The organism is Nonomuraea sp. NPDC047897 (assembly GCF_043204415.1).
Classification (GTDB): domain Bacteria; phylum Actinomycetota; class Actinomycetes; order Streptosporangiales; family Streptosporangiaceae; genus Nonomuraea.
The window spans coordinates 12,691-31,148 of sequence record NZ_JBIDCC010000024.1; the positions used below are offsets into that span (position 1 = coordinate 12,691).

Annotated in this window: 20 protein-coding genes; 12 read left to right on the top strand and 8 right to left on the bottom strand. The window is 70.2% G+C overall.

Translation table 11 applies throughout. The features are described from left to right. Positions 1–25 precede the first annotated feature (25 nt). On the top strand, positions 26–910 hold the full coding sequence (locus ACGF0J_RS35870; protein ID WP_393153358.1) for a tyrosine recombinase XerC: 885 nt from the start codon (positions 26–28) through the stop codon (positions 908–910). A gap of 116 nt (positions 911–1,026) precedes the next feature. On the opposite strand, the gene ACGF0J_RS35875 is transcribed toward ACGF0J_RS35870, so the two are convergent. After that, the gene (locus tag ACGF0J_RS35875) at positions 1,027–1,485 is read right to left on the bottom strand and encodes a MarR family winged helix-turn-helix transcriptional regulator (protein ID WP_393153360.1); all 459 of its coding nucleotides are present in this window, start codon (positions 1,483–1,485) and stop codon (positions 1,027–1,029) included. Positions 1,486–1,549: 64 nt separating this feature from the next. Here ACGF0J_RS35875 and ACGF0J_RS35880 point away from each other — a divergent pair, with 64 nt between their 5' ends. After that, on the top strand, positions 1,550–2,068 hold the full coding sequence (locus ACGF0J_RS35880) for an SgcJ/EcaC family oxidoreductase (protein ID WP_393153362.1): 519 nt from the start codon (positions 1,550–1,552) through the stop codon (positions 2,066–2,068). Positions 2,069–2,182: 114 nt separating this feature from the next. Here ACGF0J_RS35880 and ACGF0J_RS35885 read toward each other — a convergent pair whose 3' ends face one another. Then, positions 2,183–3,733 (bottom strand): murein hydrolase activator EnvC family protein, encoded by a 1,551-nt coding sequence (locus tag ACGF0J_RS35885; protein ID WP_393153364.1) that lies wholly within the window; start codon positions 3,731–3,733, stop codon positions 2,183–2,185. A gap of 53 nt (positions 3,734–3,786) precedes the next feature. Between ACGF0J_RS35885 and ACGF0J_RS35890 the strand changes: the two genes are divergently transcribed. Then, positions 3,787–3,951 (top strand): hypothetical protein, encoded by a 165-nt coding sequence (locus tag ACGF0J_RS35890; RefSeq protein ID WP_393153366.1) that lies wholly within the window; start codon positions 3,787–3,789, stop codon positions 3,949–3,951. A 66-nt stretch (positions 3,952–4,017) separates the two neighbouring features. Continuing rightward, on the top strand, positions 4,018–4,218 hold the full coding sequence (locus ACGF0J_RS35895) for a zinc ribbon domain-containing protein (RefSeq protein WP_393153368.1): 201 nt from the start codon (positions 4,018–4,020) through the stop codon (positions 4,216–4,218). Positions 4,219–4,314: 96 nt separating this feature from the next. On the opposite strand, the gene ACGF0J_RS35900 is transcribed toward ACGF0J_RS35895, so the two are convergent. Beyond that, a complete protein-coding gene (locus ACGF0J_RS35900) occupies positions 4,315–5,742 on the bottom strand; it encodes an MFS transporter (protein ID WP_393153370.1) in 1,428 nt (475 codons plus the stop codon). 91 nt (positions 5,743–5,833) lie between these two features. Here ACGF0J_RS35900 and ACGF0J_RS35905 point away from each other — a divergent pair, with 91 nt between their 5' ends. The 6 genes from ACGF0J_RS35905 (at position 5,834) to ACGF0J_RS35930 (ending at position 11,907) form a co-directional block, all read left to right on the top strand. Next, positions 5,834–6,427 carry an ArsR/SmtB family transcription factor gene (locus ACGF0J_RS35905; RefSeq protein ID WP_393153372.1) on the top strand — a complete coding sequence of 198 codons (594 nt, stop codon included), beginning with the start codon at positions 5,834–5,836 and terminating at the stop codon, positions 6,425–6,427. Between the two features lie 607 nt (positions 6,428–7,034). Then, entirely contained in the window at positions 7,035–7,985 is a 951-nt protein-coding gene (rpsB, locus tag ACGF0J_RS35910; protein ID WP_393153374.1) for a 30S ribosomal protein S2, read from the top strand. A gap of 755 nt (positions 7,986–8,740) precedes the next feature. Next, positions 8,741–9,574 carry a translation elongation factor Ts gene (gene tsf / locus ACGF0J_RS35915; protein ID WP_393153376.1) on the top strand — a complete coding sequence of 278 codons (834 nt, stop codon included), beginning with the start codon at positions 8,741–8,743 and terminating at the stop codon, positions 9,572–9,574. Between the two features lie 135 nt (positions 9,575–9,709). Then, entirely contained in the window at positions 9,710–10,408 is a 699-nt protein-coding gene (gene pyrH, locus ACGF0J_RS35920; RefSeq protein WP_217709034.1) for a UMP kinase, read from the top strand. 42 nt (positions 10,409–10,450) lie between these two features. After that, positions 10,451–11,008: a ribosome recycling factor gene (gene frr / locus ACGF0J_RS35925; protein WP_393153378.1), complete on the top strand. Its 558-nt coding sequence runs from the start codon at positions 10,451–10,453 to the stop codon at positions 11,006–11,008. Between the two features lie 59 nt (positions 11,009–11,067). Continuing rightward, entirely contained in the window at positions 11,068–11,907 is an 840-nt protein-coding gene (locus ACGF0J_RS35930) for a phosphatidate cytidylyltransferase (RefSeq protein WP_393153380.1), read from the top strand. A 67-nt stretch (positions 11,908–11,974) separates the two neighbouring features. Here ACGF0J_RS35930 and ACGF0J_RS35935 read toward each other — a convergent pair whose 3' ends face one another. After that, entirely contained in the window at positions 11,975–12,997 is a 1,023-nt protein-coding gene (locus ACGF0J_RS35935) for a suppressor of fused domain protein (protein ID WP_393153382.1), read from the bottom strand. A 353-nt stretch (positions 12,998–13,350) separates the two neighbouring features. On the opposite strand from ACGF0J_RS35935, the gene rlmN reads away from it, so the two are divergent. Continuing rightward, entirely contained in the window at positions 13,351–14,451 is a 1,101-nt protein-coding gene (gene rlmN, locus ACGF0J_RS35940; RefSeq protein WP_393153384.1) for a 23S rRNA (adenine(2503)-C(2))-methyltransferase RlmN, read from the top strand. Positions 14,452–14,530: 79 nt separating this feature from the next. Here the strand turns inward: rlmN and ACGF0J_RS35945 are convergent, their stop codons facing one another. Both ACGF0J_RS35945 and ACGF0J_RS35950 read right to left on the bottom strand, forming a co-directional pair. Next, positions 14,531–15,202: a hypothetical protein gene (locus ACGF0J_RS35945; RefSeq protein WP_393153386.1), complete on the bottom strand. Its 672-nt coding sequence runs from the start codon at positions 15,200–15,202 to the stop codon at positions 14,531–14,533. Continuing rightward, complete coding sequence (locus tag ACGF0J_RS35950; RefSeq protein WP_393153388.1) at positions 15,199–15,942, bottom strand: ATP-binding cassette domain-containing protein; 744 nt, start codon at positions 15,940–15,942, stop codon at positions 15,199–15,201. The genes ACGF0J_RS35945 and ACGF0J_RS35950 overlap by 4 nt, the downstream gene beginning before the upstream one ends. Before the next feature lie 90 nt (positions 15,943–16,032). Between ACGF0J_RS35950 and ACGF0J_RS35955 the strand changes: the two genes are divergently transcribed. After that, on the top strand, positions 16,033–16,581 hold the full coding sequence (locus tag ACGF0J_RS35955; RefSeq protein ID WP_393153390.1) for a DivIVA domain-containing protein: 549 nt from the start codon (positions 16,033–16,035) through the stop codon (positions 16,579–16,581). A gap of 14 nt (positions 16,582–16,595) precedes the next feature. On the opposite strand, the gene ACGF0J_RS35960 is transcribed toward ACGF0J_RS35955, so the two are convergent. Both ACGF0J_RS35960 and ACGF0J_RS35965 read right to left on the bottom strand, forming a co-directional pair. Further along, positions 16,596–17,240, bottom strand: coding sequence for an HAD family hydrolase (locus tag ACGF0J_RS35960; RefSeq protein ID WP_393153392.1), 645 nt, complete (start codon positions 17,238–17,240; stop codon positions 16,596–16,598). Between the two features lie 57 nt (positions 17,241–17,297). Further along, complete coding sequence (locus ACGF0J_RS35965; protein ID WP_393153394.1) at positions 17,298–18,350, bottom strand: AI-2E family transporter; 1,053 nt, start codon at positions 18,348–18,350, stop codon at positions 17,298–17,300. Positions 18,351–18,458: the final 108 nt, after the last annotated feature.

The window sequence follows — 18,458 nt, forward strand, 5'->3', positions numbered from 1 at the left end:
GCTGGCGGGCGGACACGGGTGCGGTATGGCGGATGTCGATGAGGTAGTGAGCGAGTTCGGGCGCTATCTGCAGTTCGAGCGGGACCTGTCACCACATACCGTTCGGGCCTACTTGTCGGACGTTCGGGCTCTGGTGCAGCATCTGGGCGGCGGGATCGACGGCTTGGAGATCGGCGCTCTGCGGGAGTGGCTGGCCGAGCAGCACGCCGAGGGCAAGTCGCGAGCCACTCTGGCACGACGGACCGCTTGTGCGAGGACGTTCACCGCCTTCTGCCATCGGCAAGGCCGGCTCCCGGACGATCCAGGGCTCCTGCTCGGCAGCGCCAAGGCACCACGATCGTTGCCCGCCGTACTCGACCAGGAGCAGGCGCGGACCGTGCTGGATGGGCCATCGACCGGCGAGCCCAAGGAACTACGTGACCAGGCGATCCTGGAATTGTTGTACGCCACCGGCGTCCGCGTGAGCGAGCTCTGCGCGCTGGACGTGGACGACGTCGACCGGGATCGCCATGTGATCCGGGTGCTGGGCAAGGGGCGCAAGGAGCGGACTGTGCCGTTCGGGACGCCCGCGCTGCGGGCCGTTGACAGGTGGTGCGTCCATGGGCGGCCACTGTGGATCAAGCCTGGCTCCGGCACGGCGTTGTTCCTGGGTGCGCGAGGAAGGCGTATCGACGCGGGGACCGTGCGTCGGGTCGTCCATGGACGCCTACGAGACGTCGAGGGAGCTCCTGACCTCACTCCTCATGGCTTGAGGCACACCGCTGCCACACATCTGCTGGAAGGTGGCGCAGACCTGCGAAGCGTCCAGGAACTACTGGGTCATGCCTCGCTCAACACCACGCAGATCTACACCCACGTCTCGATCGAGCGGCTCCGGGCGGCGTACCGGCAAGCCCACCCCAGGGCGTAGCGGCTCAGCCGCAGCGGCAACTGTCAGGCGTAGCGGGATCGCCGAAACAATCATCCATGGCCGCCCGGCCCGCGCAGCCCCTCGTCTCCACGCGGTCTCAACTACCCGAACCCGGCTCAGGAGAGGGCCCTGAGGCGGGCGGCCTGCTCCTCTTGGACCCTGCGGGCTGTGCGCAGGAAATCCAGAATGGTAGCCAGTTCGTCCATCCCGTACCCGTGCAGCGCCTGGGCGCCTGCCTCGCCGACCGGGACGAAGATCTCAGCCTCGGCCGAGCGGGCGGCGTCGGTTGCGGCGACCAGGACGCGGCGGCGGTTGCCCGGATCGGGCGAACGGGACACCATGCCTGCGCGTTCCAGCCGGTCGATGACCGTGGTGGTAGCGGCTGGGCTGAGCTTCAGTGCGACGCTGAGCTGGCCCGCGGCCAAGGGCCCCTCAGCCAGCACCACATCGAGGCAGCGCAGGTCGGTGCGGTTGAGGCAGAGCCGGGCGGCGGCTGCATCGTCGAAGGCGTCGAAGCTCTGCTGCAACCGCCGGAACTCCATGCCGATCTCTTCGATGACTCCACTTTTCGACATTCGAATCTTTCTAGTATCGTAATGTTCGTAAGGCGAAACGACGCTACCACTGCGGGGTACCACTATGCGCTCAACCACCCTCACCGGATCCACCGCCGGCACGCGAGCGGGAGACACCGCTCAGATCGAAAGGCTCTTCGCCGACTTCCTGGTGGCCTGGACGGCGGGTGACGCCGAAGCCTTTGGTGAGCTGTTCACCGACGACTCCGACTACGTCTCCTACGATGGCACCATCGCCCGCGGCCGCAGGGAGCACCAGCACAACCACGACAAGCTCTTCCGCGGCGTTCTGGCAGGCTCGGCGCTGGTCGGGGACTTGGAGTCGGTCCGCTACATCACGCCGGACGTGGCGATCCTGTACGGCACGGCCTCCGTCTTGATGCCTTGGCGATCCACGCTCCCCAAGCGGCGGCTGTCAAGGCAGACGATCGTGGTGGTGCTGACGGAAGCAGGCTGGAAGATCAGCGCGATTCACAACGGACGCGTCCGCCCTGTCACCGTTCCCGATCCCGCCGCCTTCCCCTCCAGGATGTCGCAGCTGATGGCACGTATCGCCCACCGACTCGGCCTCGGCCGACGCTGACCTCTCAGGCGGCGCCGGCCTCAGGTCGGCCGGCCTGCCGTACACATGCTGCTCGACGGTGCGCCCACGATTCGTACGCGTATGAGAAAGGTGCCCGCTGGTCGGGACCTGGCCTCATCGGTACGTCCGTTCTCTCCTGTCCGGCAGAGCGGGGAAGCGGCGCGACGGTCGTCTGTGGCGTCCCTTCCTATGGCGACCCCGCGGGACGTCGACTCGCTGTGGTCGGTGCCGGCGGCCGTGCAGGGCCACTAGGAGGAGCGCGCAGAAGATCACGGCGATACCGGCAGCGGAGATCGTGGACACGTTGGACCATCGGGGAGCAAGGTACGGCGGCGAGCGGTCGGAGACGTGCGGTGGCCGGGTGGTGCGCTCGGAGGGATGCATCCCGGCGGTGCGCGGAGAAGGGCGGCTTCGCCCGATGACGCTGTTGCTGACGTGACTGCGCGCCGGGCGCGGACGCCAAGCAGGCGGTGCGAGGCGGGCGGATGTCAGGGCGAAGCGCGTTCGGTGACTCTTGTGGGAGGTAGGAGCGGAGACGTCACATGTGGAGTCGGCGTGGCTTGGCCTGCTCGTACGGGGCTTGTCGGGCGGGTGTCGTTCGCCTGGTGTGAGGGTGGCCGGCTGAGCCGCAGTGTGGCAGGCGGATGGGAGAGGCGGTGTCGGTCGGGGGGCGAAGGCGAGGGCACTGCGGCTGGTCATCCTCCTGGGTGGGGCGTGGGTGGCGGACTTTGACGCGGCAGGCGGGATGCGTCCCAGCGCGAGGGGTGATACCGCGATCAAGGCGGGGTCCACGCTCGTAAGCGGAGCGGGGCGTGCTTCGGCGGGGACGGTTGGCGAGGGGCTCAGTGGGAGTGCGGGAGGGGCGGGGGCGGGACCCCAGCCGGACTCCATCACGGGAGGGGACTTACGGTTCGTCACGGGAGGGGCCTCGTGGGAGGGTCGGTGGCCGGGCCAGAACGGTAGGAGGCGGACGCGAGACCGGCCGAGGAGAAGCAGCGGGTCGAGGTAGAGGGGTTCGCGTACGAGCCCCCAGTGCAGGCAGGATTGCGGGCAGTGTGAGGGGGACGGTGCCACGACTCCCAGCCGATCTCCTCGGCCCACTTGCTGCCCTTGGCGCACCGCGGCCGTGACGGGGAGGTATGTGGTGCGGAGTCCGCCGGGGTGCTCGATGGACACCACGCCACGCCCGGCGAGAGCACCGGCGTAGCGGACCACGCCCGAGCCAACGGCGAGCACCGGTGTGCCTGGAGGGGCAGCGAGGTCGACGCCCCGGTGTCCGGACAGCCATCGCTCAGGAGGCGGGGCGAAGCGATGCAGGACTCGCGGGCGGCCGTTCAAAGGCCAGCGCCAGGATGACCGCTCGGCCGCGGCAGGATCGGCGCAGGCCAACGAGGCGGCGGTCACGAGCAGGACCACTGCAGAGCTCACCGCGACGGCGGGTGTGGGTGCGGACCTCGACCGACGACGCGCTGTGGTGGCTGGACGCAGGTGGGGGGACGGGCTGGCTCGTAGCGGGCGTGCGAGTACACGCCGGCGCGCGTGAACCGTGCAGGCGTCGGCAGGGCCGGGTGGCGCCTCGTGCAGCTGGGTGCGATCGCACAGGCTGGTCGGGCCGTACCCGAGGGTTCGGTCGTGCCGGTGGGTCGTGGAGTGAGGGTTTGGCATGCCCGCGAGTTTGGACGGCGAGCGGCCGGCGGCGTAGAGCTGAACGTAACTCTGTGGATAAGCGCCACCGACTGCGCGAGGCTGTGGACAACCGCTCGCATCGTGGCGTCGGCGGTGTCGGAGAGGGTGCAAGATGGAACGGCACGCTCGCCGTCATGGGCGACGATGAGGTGATCGGGCGGCATGATCCGGCGGGCGGCACCGAAACCGGATGGTGAGGGCGGGTGGCTGCCCAACGGGGCAGCCGCCAAGTCGGGGCTGAACCAGAGCATCCTGGACGCGGGTTGGGGGTGTTCCTGACGATCCTGTCGCACAAGGCTGAAAGCGCCGGTCGACAGCTGAAGGCTGAAAGCGCCGGTCGAGAGCTGATCGCCGTGGATTCCCGCAACACCTCCCGCACCTCCCCGCGATGCGGGCACTGCGCGGCCGAGAACCGCGTCACCCAGGCCGGCCGACCGAGCCGGGTCGCGTCCGAGGGGTCTTGAGCCTCGGGCAGGGTGGGTTGTGGCCTTCGGCATGTGGATTCGTGGTGCCGGTGTATGAACGGGTGGCGGCCCGAAGGAAGTCCTGGCCGCCCATGGTCAGCCGCGCTCGGCATGTGGCATAGGGAAAGTGGTGCGCAGCGGAGACGACCAGATCCAGACGGCGCTGAGTGCGATACCGGCCGCGGAGACGAGGATGACGTTTCGTAGGCCGACGGCCTCGGCCAACAGGCCGCCCGTGAGACCGCCCAGGGCCATGACGCCCTGCACGGCGAACGTCATGGTCGCGTTGACGCGGCCGCGGAGTTCAGGAGGGGCGACGCGAAGCGTGATCGAGCCCATGCACGTGGCGTACGCCACCACGATGCCGCCGGTGATCGTTCCCATGAGGGCGAGCACCGCGAGCTTCCACCAGAGCGGGCCGGAGAGCAGGCCCACAGCCAGGATCTCGACCGGGAAGAGCAGCACCGAGACGAGCATCACGCGTTCCTCTCCGTAGCATTTCGCCAGGCGGGAGGTGGTCCAGGCGCCGAGGACGCCGCCCAGGCCGCTGAGGGTTATGAGAGCTCCGATCAGCCCCTGGGGAATCCCCAACGTATTGATCATGTAGAGCATGTAGACGGCCGTGTACGTCATCGCGAAGAAGTTGATCGTGACTCCCGCGCCCAGCAAGGCACGCAGCACGGGATGCGTGATGCTCGCCCGGAGCCCTTCGGCCACGTCGTGCCACATGCCCCGCGACCTGGCGGGTTGGGAGTGCTCAGGGGTGCGGATGGAACGCAGGAGCAGGGCCGAGATCAGGAACGCCAGTGCCTCGGCCAGCACGGCGATGGGCGCGGTCAGGAGTTGTACGAGGGCGCCGGCCAGACCTGGGCCGCCTACTGAGGCGACGGAATAGGAGGCGTTCAGACCTGCCACGGCCTCGGTCCGTTGCGTGGGAGAGACGACGACGGCCAGGTGCGGAAGGTTCGCGGCCTTGAACAGCACCCCGGCCGTGCCGATGGTGAGAGCGACCGCGACGAGGAGGGGAACGGTGAGAAGGCCGAGCCACCAGGCCACGGGAACGGCCAACGCCGCGACGCCGGAGACCAGTTCGCAGGCGATCATGAGTGGGCGGTGGCGGATGAGCCGGTCCGCGATGACGCCCGACTGGAGGCCGAAGAGCAGTGCGGGCAGGAAGGCGGCAGCCGTCAGCAGGCCCATCTCGGTGGGGGAGGCGGCGAGTAACGTCACCGCGGTCAGAGGAACGGCCAGCTTCGACACCTCTGAGCCGGTGATCGAGGTGGTGCGAGCCGTCCAGAGCAGCCGGTAGTCGCGCTGCCTGTGGAGCGGCGGCGTCGACGAGGCCGGCCGGGGAGTGGTGCCGCCCTCGACCGGCAGGGGGCGGTCCGGGGGAGTGGAGGCGTAGTCCTCCCTCGTCGGCGGGTGGCCGTCTTGCTGGGAAGGGCTGGTTTCAACGGCCTTCTGGCGGGTCGTGGACGCTACGGCTGCTTGGCAAAGCGCTGAACTATGAAAGACTCGCTTCATAAATGTGAAGGTATTGCTTCATAGTTGTGAAAGCAATGCTTCGCATCGTGCTCGGGGTACCTTGGGGCGCATGACGCAGGGAAGGGAGAGCTTGAGCGATCCCAAGGCGATGCGGGCGCTGGCGCATCCGGCGAGGCTTGCCATATTGAACCGGCTGGGCACAGGGGAGTCGGCGACGGCTACCGAGGTCGCCGAGGTGGCGGGCATCACGCCGAGCGCCGCCAGCTACCACTTGCGCATGCTCGCCAAATATGGATTCGTGGAGGACGCGGAGCCGCGTGGCGACGGGCGGGAGCGTCTGTGGCGCGCCGTGGACACGCCGGTCAGCGTAGGCATGATGCCCGATGACCAACCCGAGGTGCGTGAGGCCAAGGGGCTGCTCATCAGGGCGGTTCGGAGGGCGGCGAACGAGGAGGGGGAGCGGGCGCTGGCCGACCTGGAGCAGGAGCCGTCGGAGTGGCGTGATGCCACCCGGTTCAGTCGTACGTTGCTCCGGGTCGACGCGGATGAGCTGGCGTGGCTGAATGCGGAGATCGAAAAGCTGCTCCGGCCGTACGCCGCCCAGCACCGGAGTACGGAGGATGCTCCGGCCGGCGCCAGGGTCGCCGAGGCGCAGGTCAACCTGTTCCCGCATGCGTCCAGACCGGTGCCAGGCCTGCCGACCGAGGACCACGACGCCAGGTGATCCCCCGCCTCGGCTGGATCTACCCTCCGTTGCGATGAGGCAAGGGTGACGCCTGAGGCGGATTGTAGATGGATGCTGGGGACGGACCCGGGCTATGGATGGACGTGGGGGGCCGACCGGGCTGCGTCTGTGGGGGGCGGACGGGGCCCGGGGTTGTGGAGGATGTGGGGGGGCGGACGGGGCTTCGGGCTTTGGGGGTGGGACGGGCTCTGAAGCGACTGTTCTGCGGGCGTGCTCCATGGGTCTGGTTGCAGGTTGGTGCGCTGGGTGTGTGGATTGCCGGCGTGGTGCTGGCTTGCCGCTGTGCGGGGCGGCTCCGGAGCGTCGTCTGGCGATCGTCTCTGCAGGTTGGGAGGCGGTCGCACGGGGTTGAGACAGGGGAGTGTCGACCTCAGGCGGTCAGACGGGGGCGGTGCGGGAGGTAGACTTTCCGATGGCCTGTCACCACAGGCCGACTTCGCATGCCCCATTGCGGATCGCGCCATCGGTCCGGGTTTCGGCTCGGCTGGAGCGGTTCGGGGCATCAGGGCGGCACCCGACGGGTTGTCGCGACACAACCGAGAATGGCGCCTGCCCGCTACGGCGCCCAGACCTGGAGGACCAGCACATGGCCCCCGTCGTCACCATGCGACAGCTGCTCGAGAGCGGCGTTCACTTCGGTCACCAGACCCGCCGCTGGAACCCGAAGATGAAGCGCTTCATCTTCACCGAGCGCAACGGCATCTACATCATCGACCTGCAGAAGTCGCTGTCCTACATCGACCGCGCCTACGACTTCGTCAAGGAGACCGTCGCCCACGGCGGCACGATCCTGTTCATCGGCACGAAGAAGCAGGCGCAGGAGGCCATCTCCGAGCAGGCCGCCCGGGTCGGCATGCCGTACGTCAACCAGCGCTGGCTGGGCGGCATGCTCACCAACTTCTCCACCGTGCACAAGAGGCTCCAGCGCCTGAAGGAGCTGGAGGAGCTCGACTTCGACAACGTCGCGGGCTCGGGGCTCACCAAGAAGGAGCTCCTCATGCGCCGGCGTGAGAAGGACAAGCTGGAGCGCACGCTCGGCGGCATCCGCGACATGGGCCGCGTGCCCAGCGCCGTGTGGGTCGTCGACACGAAGAAGGAGCACATCGCGATCAGCGAGGCCAAGAAGCTTGGCATCCCTGTCGTCGCGATCCTCGACACCAACTGCGACCCCGACGAGGTCGACTACCCGATTCCGGGCAACGACGACGCCATTCGCGCCGTCGGCCTGCTGACCCGGGTCGTCGCCGACGGCGTCGCCGCCGGCCTGATGGCTCGCTCGGGCGCCGCTCGCGGTGACGAGAAGCCCGCCGCCGCCGAGCCGCTGGCCGAGTGGGAGCGCGAGCTGATCGAGCAGGGCACGGGTGCCACGGGTGAGGCCGAGGCCGCTGCCCCCGAGGCTGCCGTCGCCGAGGCCGCTGGTGCGGAGGCTGCTCCCGAGGCCGCCGCTCCCGAGGCTGCCGCCGAGACTGAGACCGAGACCGCGACCGAGCCCGAGACCGAGACCGCTCCGGCCGCCGAGGCCGAGCAGCAGGCCTGACCCGTCAGGTGCGGGCTCCGTCCGGGGCCGGTGCCAGGCTTCCGCTCGACCGCGCCGGATCGGCCGGTCAGGAGGCACACGTGGCCACTCGGTCCGGCTCATGATCGGAGGTTCCTGGCCTTTCGCCGCAAAGCGTCAGGCCGGGAGCCTCGTGAACAAGGCCGGGCGAACGGCCGGGTGAGGCCCCGATGTTCTGGGGCAAGGATCCGTTGCAGATTCGTGGCGGTGAGGCCCGGGTCGCAGGCCGGATGCTGAGGTCTCGGGCTTCAGGCTGGTGCTGAAGGTCGGGCGGGTGCTCGACCGAAGGTCTGGGCTCTGCCGCCGGCCGGGCCTCGGGTTCGGGTGGCGCCTCGGCGACTGGCTCGGGACCGAAGGCCTGAGCGCCGGTTCGGAGCGGAAGGCTTGGACGGTCGGCCTGATCCTTGGCCGGGCGCCGGCCGACCGGGGTACCGGGAGACCGTACTTCGGCAGGCCGTACTCGGCCGGGCCGTATGCGGGCAGGCTGTATGCGGGCAGGGCGTACTCGCCCGTACCGTATTCGGAAGCTGCACGGATCGCAGGATGGACCGCACTTCGACAGACCGCACAACACGGTCACCCGCCAGGGCCGGACGGCTCGGGTGGGCGGCCACCGGCTCGGGTTAGCGACCGAGCAAGCCGAGCTCCCGTACGGCACCGCCGGGTCGTACGACAAAGGGTGGGCGCCGGACCCCGGCACCCATCCGATCCACGACGAAATCCCACGAGGAAAAGCAATGGCTTCCGTGAACATGGCCGACGTCAAGCGGCTTCGCGAGATCACCGCTGCCGGCATGATGGACTGCAAGAAGGCGCTCGAGGAGGCTGACGGCGACTTCGACCGCGCCATCGAGCTGCTGCGCCTCAAGGGCGCCAAGGACGTAGGCAAGCGTGAGACGCGCACCGCCTCCAACGGCCTGGTCGCGCTCAAGCGGGACGGCGACGCCGCCGCGGCGCTGCTCGAGCTCAACTGCGAGACCGACTTCGTGGCCAAGGGCGAGCGCTTCCAGGAGCTGGCCGGTCAGGTCGTCGAGCACGTACTGGCCACCAAGCCGGCCGACGTGGCGTCCCTGCTGGAGTCCTCCTTCGACGGCAAGACCGTCAAGGAGCACCTCGACGTCGCCAACGCCGCGCTCGGCGAGAAGATCGAGATCCGCCGCTTCGCGGTGCTGGAGGGCGGCTACATCGGCGCCTACATGCACCGCACCGACCCGGCGCTGCCCCCGGCCGTCGGCGTGCTCGTGCAGCTCGACAAGCCCAACGCCGACGTGGCCAAGGACATCGCGCAGCACGCCGCCGCGATGGCTCCGCAGTACCTCAACGCCGCCGCCGTGCCGGGCGAGGTCATCGAGAAGGAGCGCAAGCTCTTCGAGGAGATGACGCGCGAGGAGGGCAAGCCCGAGGCCGCCATCGGCAAGATCGTCGAGGGTCGCGTCAACGGCTGGTACAAGGACTTCACCCTGCTCCAGCAGGCGTTCGTGAAGGACAACAAGAAGAACGTGGGCAAGTACGCCGAGGAGAACGGCGTCGAGGTGCTCGGGTTCGTTCGCTTCAAGGTCGGTCAGGCTTAGGCTTGAGCGAACCCCCAGCCCCACGAACCGCCTAAGAAGGAGGCCGCCGCCGTGCAGGAGAATCAGGAGCCAGCCACGCCGGCGGCTCCTTCGCATCCGGGTCCGTCCCAGAGCCCGCTCAGGTGGAAGCGGGTGATGCTGAAGCTGTCAGGCGAGGCGTTCGCGGGTGGTGACCCGCTGGGTATCGACCCGCTGGTGGTCGACCATCTCGCCGACTCCATCGCCGAGGCCGTACGCGAGGGTGTGCAGGTCGCGGTGGTGGTCGGCGGGGGCAACATGTTTCGCGGCGCCGCCCTGTCGGAGCAGGGCATCGACCGGGCCCGCGCCGACTACATGGGCATGCTGGGCACCGTCATCAACTGCCTCGCGCTGCAGGACTTCCTGGAGCGGCGCGGCGTCGAGACGAGGGTCCAGACCGCCATCACCATGCAGCAGGTGGCCGAGCCGTTCCTGCCGCGCCGGGCGATCAGGCACCTGGAGAAGGGCCGCGTGGTGATCTTCGGAGCGGGGCTCGGCTCACCGTTCTTCTCCACTGACACCGCCGCGTCACAGCGGGCGCTGGAGATCGGCGCCGAGGCGCTGCTCAAGGGCACCCAGGTGGACGGTGTCTACGACTCCGACCCGAGGAAGAATCCCGACGCGGTGCGGTTCGACCACCTCGACTACGGAGAGGTGCTGATCCGCGACCTGCAGGTCATGGATGCCACCGCGATCAGCCTGTGCAAGGACAACGACCTGCCGATCGTGGTCTTCGACCTCATGGGCGAGGGCAACATCCTGCGCGCGGTACGCGGTGAGAAAATCGGCACGCTGGTGAGTCCCGCAGGGAAATGACGGAGCGAGCCCGATCCGCCAGCTAGTAGACAGGGAGCCGCTGTGATCGACGAAACTCTCCTCGAAGCCGAGGAAAAGATGGACAAGGCCGTGTCGGTCGCGAAGGAGGACTTCGCGAGCATCCGCACGGGTCGTGTCGCCCCCTCCATGTTCAACAAGATCAGTGCCGACTACTACGGTTCGCCGACACCGATCCAGCAGCTGGCCTCGTTCCACGTGCCCGAGGCCCGCATGGTCATCATCCAGCCCTACGACAAGAGCTCGATGGCCGCGATCGAGAAGGCGATCCGCGACTCCGACCTGGGCGTCAACCCGGGCAACGACGGCGCGGTGATCCGGGTGACGTTCCCCGAGCTGTCGGAGGAGCGCCGCAAGGAGTACATCAAGGTCGCCCGGAACAAGGGTGAGCACGCCAAGGTGTCGGTGCGCAACATCCGTCGTACGGCCAAGGAGATCCTCGACAAGATGATCAAGGATGGCGACGCCGGCGAGGACGAGGTCCGGCGGGCCGAGAAGGAACTCGACGACATCACGCAGAAGCACGTCGCCAAGATCGACGAGTTGCTCAAGCACAAGGAAGCCGAGCTGCTCGAGGTCTGAGCGGCGCGCCGCACGGCCCTCGCCCCCGCGGCGGGGGCCGTGGCACATGGAGAGTCTCAGTGGAAGAACGTACGGCCGGCAGCAGCCCGAGCGGCGGCAGCCGTACCGGGAGGAACCTGCCCGCCGCGATAGCGGTGGGTGTGGGGCTGGGCTCGCTGGTCATCGCCTCCCTCTACACGATCAAGGAACTTTTCCTGATCGTGGTCGTGGCGGCCGTCGGGGTCGGCACGGTGGAGCTGGTTCGGGCGTTCGCCACACGCGGCATCCGGGTGCCGGTCGTGCCGGTGCTGGTGGCGCTGGCCGCCATGCAGGCCGGGGCCTACTGGGGCGGGCCGGTCTGGCTGCTGGGCACGTTCGTGGTGTTCGCGTTCGTGATGCTGATCTGGCGGATGTTCAGCGACGGCACCGACGGTTATGTCCGCGACGCGACGGCGTCGGTCTTCCTGCTGGCGTACCCGCCGCTGCTGGCGGGCTTCGTCGCGCTGCTGCTGGCGCCCCCGGACGGGCCGAGCAGGGTGGTCGTGTTCATCGCGGTCACCGTGGCGAGTGACATCGGCGGCTACATCGCGGGTGTGCTGTTCGGGCGGCACCAGATGAGCGTCATCAGCCCGAAGAAGACCTGGGAGGGTTTCGCCGGGTCCGTCGCCGCCTGCATGGCGGTGGGTGCGTGGCTGGTCGTCTGGCTCTTCGACGGGGCGATCTGGCAGGGGGCGCTGATCGGCGCGCTGGGCGCGATGCTGGCGACCGCGGGCGACCTGATCGAGTCGATGATCAAGCGGGATCTCGGCATCAAGGACCTCGGTACGATCCTGCCGGGCCATGGCGGGCTGATGGACCGGCTCGACTCGCTGGTCACGACGCTGGTGCCGGTCTGGCTGCTGCTGTCCCTGTTCTTCTGACGGCGGGCCCGCCGCGGCGTTCTTCTGACGGCGGGCCCCGCCGCGGCCATGCCCTCCCATCGATCCTCTAGTGGCGGTGCTCGTCCAGTTGGCGGGCGGTCACGGGCACGAGCCACAGCCAGCGGACGCCCTCGCCGCCGAACGTGAACCCCGACATGCGCGGCATGCCCGGCTGCTCGGCCAGCATCAGCACCCCGGCGTACTCGGGCCCGAGCGGGAACGTCGACGGCTCGTGATACCACTTGGCCGTGTGCCCGTGGCCCAGCCAGGTGACCTGGTGCCACGGATACTGCGACAGCCACACCAGCAGCAGCGCCGCCTCACGCGGGTCGTCGCGGGTGGCCACGGCCAGCTCGATGCGGGCGTAGGCGTCGGGCTTGTCGATCCACTGCTCGACCGTCGGCATGCGCTGACAGCTCATGCCGACGGTGGACAGCACCGTGAACGCGCGGCCCGCGTACGGCGGCCGCTCGGTGACGCCCACGGTGGGCAGCCGCTCACCGCTGACGTCCCAGTAGCGGCCCGCCGGGCCGAGCACCCGGTCGAGATGGCTCATCACGAACTGCTGGAACGACGGCCACGAGCCCTGCGACTGACGCCACAGCCAGTAGGACCGTGCGTTGGAGATGCGCGGCGCCAGCCCTTCGAGCGCCTCCGAGAGCGCCCAGGCCAACGGTGTCTCGCCCACGGCGTCACGGGCGTAACCGGGCATGCCCCTGCCCATGTCGGCCCAGCCGGGAATCACCGCGAGCAGGTCGTCGTCCTCGTAGAGGGCCATCCCGTCGCCTTCCTCGAACCACAGGGCGCTCAGCTCCCCGAGGGGGCGGCGGCCGGCCGGGTGCGTCGTGTTGGGGGCCGGCATCACGGGCGGCAGACCCGAGGAGACCCTGGCCGGATCGACCGCCTCCGGGGCGGGCCGGTGGTTGGCGAGCCACACCGCGCCGTGCACGGTGCCGTCGGGCGAGCACAGGTAGGCCACCGAGGCGTCCTCGTCTCGCTCGACCACGAGTGTCCGGCTCCCGTACGGGCTGCCGACGGTGAGGACGACCTCGGTCTGCCCCTCGCCAGACGCCGACCGGAAAATCGCCATACGCATTGACTGTAGAACGGCCGATCATCTCAGGCGACCCGTACGGGGAGGGCGGTCCGCTATGTACGGGCGACGGCGGTCCGTGCGGACGTGGTGGGGGCGACGGGGCGTCCGTGCGGCGAGGACGGTCCGGTCCCTGTGGTGAGAACGGTTCCCGTGGTGAGGACGGTCCGGTCCCTGCGGTGAAGGCCCTGCGGGCTGGTCCCGGTGGTGAGAACGGTCCTCGTGGTGGGGACGGTCCAGGCGGGGCGCCGGCTGGGGTGTGCGCGCATCAGGGTGGGGTGGCGGAATGGTGCGGGGCGGGTCGAGCGTTCACTACCCTGGTCGGTAACCCTCTAGCAGAAGGCAGTCCCGTGTCCCAGCAGCCAGGCCAGCTCACTTTCGTCGCGCCGCGCAGGGCCAAGCCCGCCAGGCACCTGGCCGACCTGTCGATGGCGGACCGCCGCGTGGCGGTCGCCGAGCTGGGCGAGAAGGCGTTCCGTGCCGACCAGTTGTCGCGCCACTACTTCGAGCGGCTCACCACCGACGTGCAGGAGATGACCGACCTGCCCGCCGCCTCGCGCGATCGGCTGGCGTCGCTGCTGCCGCCGCTGCTGACCCCGGTGAAGGAGCTCACGACCGACGGCGGCACCACCCGCAAGACGCTGTGGCGGCTGTTCGACGGGGCGCTGGTCGAGTCGGTGCTGATGCGCTATCCCGACCGGGTGACGATGTGCGTGTCGTCGCAGGCCGGCTGCGGCATGAACTGCCCGTTCTGTGCCACCGGCCAGGCGGGGCTGACGCGCAACATGTCCACGGCCGAGATCGTCGAGCAGGTCGTCTCGGGCGCCCGCGCGCTGGCGGCCGGTGAGGTGCCCGGCGGGGCGGCCCGCGTGAGCAACGTGGTGTTCATGGGCATGGGCGAGCCGCTGGCCAACTACAAGCAGGTCATCGGCGCGGTCCGCCGCTTGGTGGAGCCGGCCCCGCACGGGCTCGGCATCTCGGCGCGCGGCGTCACGGTCTCCACGGTCGGCCTGGTGCCTGCGATCGGCAAACTCGCCGACGAGGGTCTGCCGGTGACGCTGGCCCTTTCCCTGCACGCGCCGGACGACGAGCTGCGCGACACGCTGGTGCCGATCAACACGCGCTGGAAGGTGTCGGAGGTGCTCGACGCGGCCTGGGCGTACGCGGCGCGGACCAAGCGGCGGGTGTCCATCGAGTACGCGCTCATCAAGGACGTCAACGACCAGGAGTGGCGGGCCGATCTGCTCGGCAAGCTGGTCAAGAACAAGCTGGTGCACGTCAACCTGATCCCGCTCAACCCGACGCCGGGGTCGAAGTGGACGGCCTCCCGCCCGGAGGACGAGCGGGCGTTCGTCCGGCGGCTGCAGTTCCACGGCGTGCCGGTGACGGTCCGTGACACGCGCGGGCGCGAGATCGACGGCGCCTGCGGCCAACTCGCCGCCGCCGAGTGACCCGGCCCGAGCGGACCCGCTCCGAGTAGTCCCCCGCAGAGTGACCCGCCCTCACAGGGCCCAGGTGACCGGCCGCGGGTCACGGCCGGGTCCGGCGCAGACGGGCGTACGCGGCCAGCCCGGCGAGGCACCACGCCACCGAGACGGCGGCCAGCACGGGCAGCCGGGCGGTCAGCTCGCCCGCCGTGGCGGCCTTCATCCAGGCGGTCACGGGCACCGTCAGCCAGTACGCCGGTGAGGCGCTGACCAGCAACATCGCCAGATACCCGGCGAGCAGTCCCATGATCGACAGCGCCGGAGACGGCACGATCGCGCGGCTGGTGAGGGCGCCGAGGGCGACGCCGGTCAGGGCGGCGAGGCCGTGCAGCGCGGCGGCGGCCAGGGTGACCGGCGGCGAGGGCACGGCCGACAGCCCCAGCGCCACGCCCCACCCGAACGCCAGCGCCGCGAACGCCAGGCACGCCGTCAGCGCGGCCAGCAGCCCGGCGGCGACCTCACGCGGTCCGCTGCCGGCAGCGGTGGCGGAGACGACGCGCTGCTGGTCGGGCTCGGTGTCGAGGACGCTCCGCGCGGCCCAGGCCAGGAACGGCAGGATGAGCACGGCCGAGTCCGCCAGCGCGGTCGCCCCGGACTCCGCGGGCGCGCGGCTGCCGTGCACGATCGCGAGGACGGCCAGCACGGGCAGCAGGGCCTGGTAGGCGCGGTGCGAGCGTACGTAGGCGGTGACCCGGAAGACGACCAGGGCGGTCATCCGACCTCCTCCGGGGTCACGGGCCGGGCCGGGTACCCCTCGTCGCGGACCCGGTCGAGGAACGCCGCCAGTTCGCCGGCCGGAACCCGCACCTCGACGGTCACCTGCTCCTCGCGCACCTGCTCCTCGCGCAGGCGTCCGGGCGCGGCGTGCTCGGCGAGACGGCCGTCGCGGAGCGCCCAGTGACGCAGCGGGGCGAGGCCGCGCAGGCCGCCCTGGTGGTCGCTGGCCACGACGATGCCGCCCCGGGCGGCGACCTCGGTCACGACCGCCGGCAGCACGTCGCGGGTGTCCGGGTCCAGCCCGGCGAACGGTTCGTCGAGGATGAGCAGGCCGGGGTCGGCCATGAGCGCCTGCGCCAGGCCCACCTTGTGGGCGCTGCCCTTGGAAAGCTCCCGCAGCCGTACGCCGAGCAGATGCGTCATGTCGAGGCGCTCCGCCCACGGCTCCCAGCGGACGCCGCCGCGCACGCGGGACATGTGCCGCAGGTAGCCGGCCACGGTGAACGGCTGCCCGGTGGGGAAGCGGTCGGGGGCGAAGCCCACGACGGCCGGCCGGTCCGTCACCGTTCCCGAGGTGGGCGGGGTGAGCCCGGCCAGCAGGCGCAGCAGGGTGGACTTGCCCGCCCCGTTCGCTCCGGCCAGCTCGATCAGGTCGCCGGGGTCGAGCCTGGCGTCGACGCCGTGGAGGATGTCCCGCGCCCGCCTTCGATAGCGGAACGAGACCTGTGACAGCCGCATGTGCGGTAACCGTAGAGCACGACTCGCATTGTCGAGATAAAGAGCCCCACAATAGGACCGAACCCCCGGCACAACCCAGAAGGAGTGGGCTTGAACCGCTTTCCGCGCGTCATGGGTATGCGTTCAGGCTACGACCCGGCCGAGGTCGACGCCCTCATCGGGCGGATCGAGGCGACGCTGGGCCGGGGAACGCGTGATCTGGAGCCGGTAACGGCCGACGAGGTGCGCAATGCCACGTTCTCGGCCAGACGGGGCGGCTACCACGAGACGGCGGTGGACTTCGCGCTGGAGGCGTTCGTGGTGGCGCTGGAGACGAAGGCCACCGCGCCGGTGCGGCTGGCGATGGCCGAGCCGACCGGCGACATGCTGCGCGAGGAGTGGTTCGAGACGCAGGCGGCCCGGGTCGAACGGGTGGCGTTCCGGCCCGGCCGGATGGGCACCGGCTACAACGAGGACGAGGTGGACGCCTTCCTCGACCGGATCGTGGCCACGCTGCGCGGCACGACCGAGTATCCGGTGTCGGCCAAGGAGGTGCGGGAGGCGAAGTTCTCGACCGTGCTGCTGCGGTCGGGCTATCTCATCGCCGACGTGGACGCCTTCCTGGCGGGCATCGCCGACGTCCTGGGGCAGCGCGGCTGACGGCACCCGGCGGGTCAGGTGGTGATGACGTCCAGGAGGCCGCGCAGGTCCGGCAGTTGGGCCCGCACGGTCGCCGGGTCGGCGGGCCGTTCGCCCTGCCGGTTGATCCACACGCTGGGGATGCCCAGCCGGTGGGCGGGCACCATGTCGTGCACGTAGCTCTGCGCGACGTGCACCCACCGCTCCGGCTCGAACGTCTCCCGGAACATGGTGAAGTGGGCGTCGGCCGGCTTGTAGGCGCCGGCGTCCTCGGCGGTCACCACCGCGTCGAACGGGGCCCGCAGCCGCCGTCGTGTTTCGGCGATCAGGTCGTTGTCGCAGTTGGTGAGCAGCGCGAGGCGCCACCCTGCGGCCCGCAGCGCCGCCAGCTCGTCGTCCACCTCGGGGAAGACCGGCCAGTAGGGCAGCGTGGCGGCCAGCACGGACGCGTCGTCCGGCCGCAGCGCCGTCCCGGACTCGGCGCAGGCGCGGCGCAACGACTCGGCGAGCACCTCCCGGTAGCGCAGCGTCGGCGACTCGGCCTGGACGGCCGCCTCGTGGCGGACGTAGGCGTCGAGCAGCCGCTCGGCGTGTCCGGGCAGGATGAGGTCGACGGCGGTGGCGATGCCGTGCCGCCAGTCGACGAGCGTGCCGAAACAGTCGAATGTCACCCATCGCATGGGTTCATCATGGCTTATGGCGATCACTGTGCGGCCGATCGAACCGGGCGCGGGAGCTCAGGCCGGGGATTCCTTGGCCGGCGGACGGGATCCCGATCCGGCATGAGCTGGAGCTGGAGATTCGGGTGACGCCGTGACCTCACGGCGCAGCAGTGCGACGATCACCGACGTGACGGGCGCCGCGAGGAAGGCGCCGGTGACCCCGGCGACCAGGCTGCCGACAGCGATGGCCACGATGATCACCGCGCCGGGCAGGTCGAGCGCCCGGCCGTAGATCTGGGGGGCCAGCACGTGCCCTTCGAGCTGCTGCACGGCCACCGTCACCGCCACCACGATCAGCGCCACCAGCCAGCCCTTGGCCACGAACGCCACCGCCGCGGCCAGCAGTCCCGCGATGAACGCCCCGACGACCGGCAGGAACGCCCCGACGAACGTCAGCACGGCCAGCGGCAGCGCCAGCGGCACACCCATGATCCACAGTGCCAGCCCGATGAAGAACCCGTCGACCAGCCCTACCAGCGCCACCCCGCGGATGTAGCGGCCGACGACCCCGAAGATCAGCTCGCCGCTGTCGAACAGGGACCGCCGCGCCCGGGTCGGGGCCAGGTCGACCAGCCATCGGAACAGCCGGTCGCCGCCGTGCACGAAGTACACCGCCAGGATGACGGCCAGCACGGCCCCGACGAGGATCTCACCCGCGGTCCGGACGCCGGTGAGTGCCCCGGTGGCGACCGTCTGTCCCTGCCTCGACAGGTAGTCGCCGATCTGGCCGGCCACGGTCGCGCCGTCGATGCCGAACCGGGCGGCGAGGCTGTTGAGGTCGGTGACGGCCTTGCCGAGGCTGGCGGACAGCTCGGAGACGCTCGCGATGGTGGGCGGCACGAGCAGCGCGATGAACGCCCCGCCCACGAGCAGCCCACCCATGAAGACGGCGGCGGTGGCCAGCGCCCGGTTGAGCCCGCGCCGTGCCAGCCACCGGGCGGGCGGCAGCAGCAGCGCGGTGATGAACACGCCGACGATCACCGAGATGACCACGGTGTGCAACACGTGGAACAGGAACAGCCCGACCGCGATGATCGCGATCCACCCGAGCGCCCGCCACGCCCTCATCCGGCCCTCCCGACGTCGTGCCTGGTGACGAGCCTTCCCGCCGTACCGCGCGGTACACCCGGCCCGCCGTACCGTGCCGACGCGCCCGGCCCGGGTGGGGACGCGCCC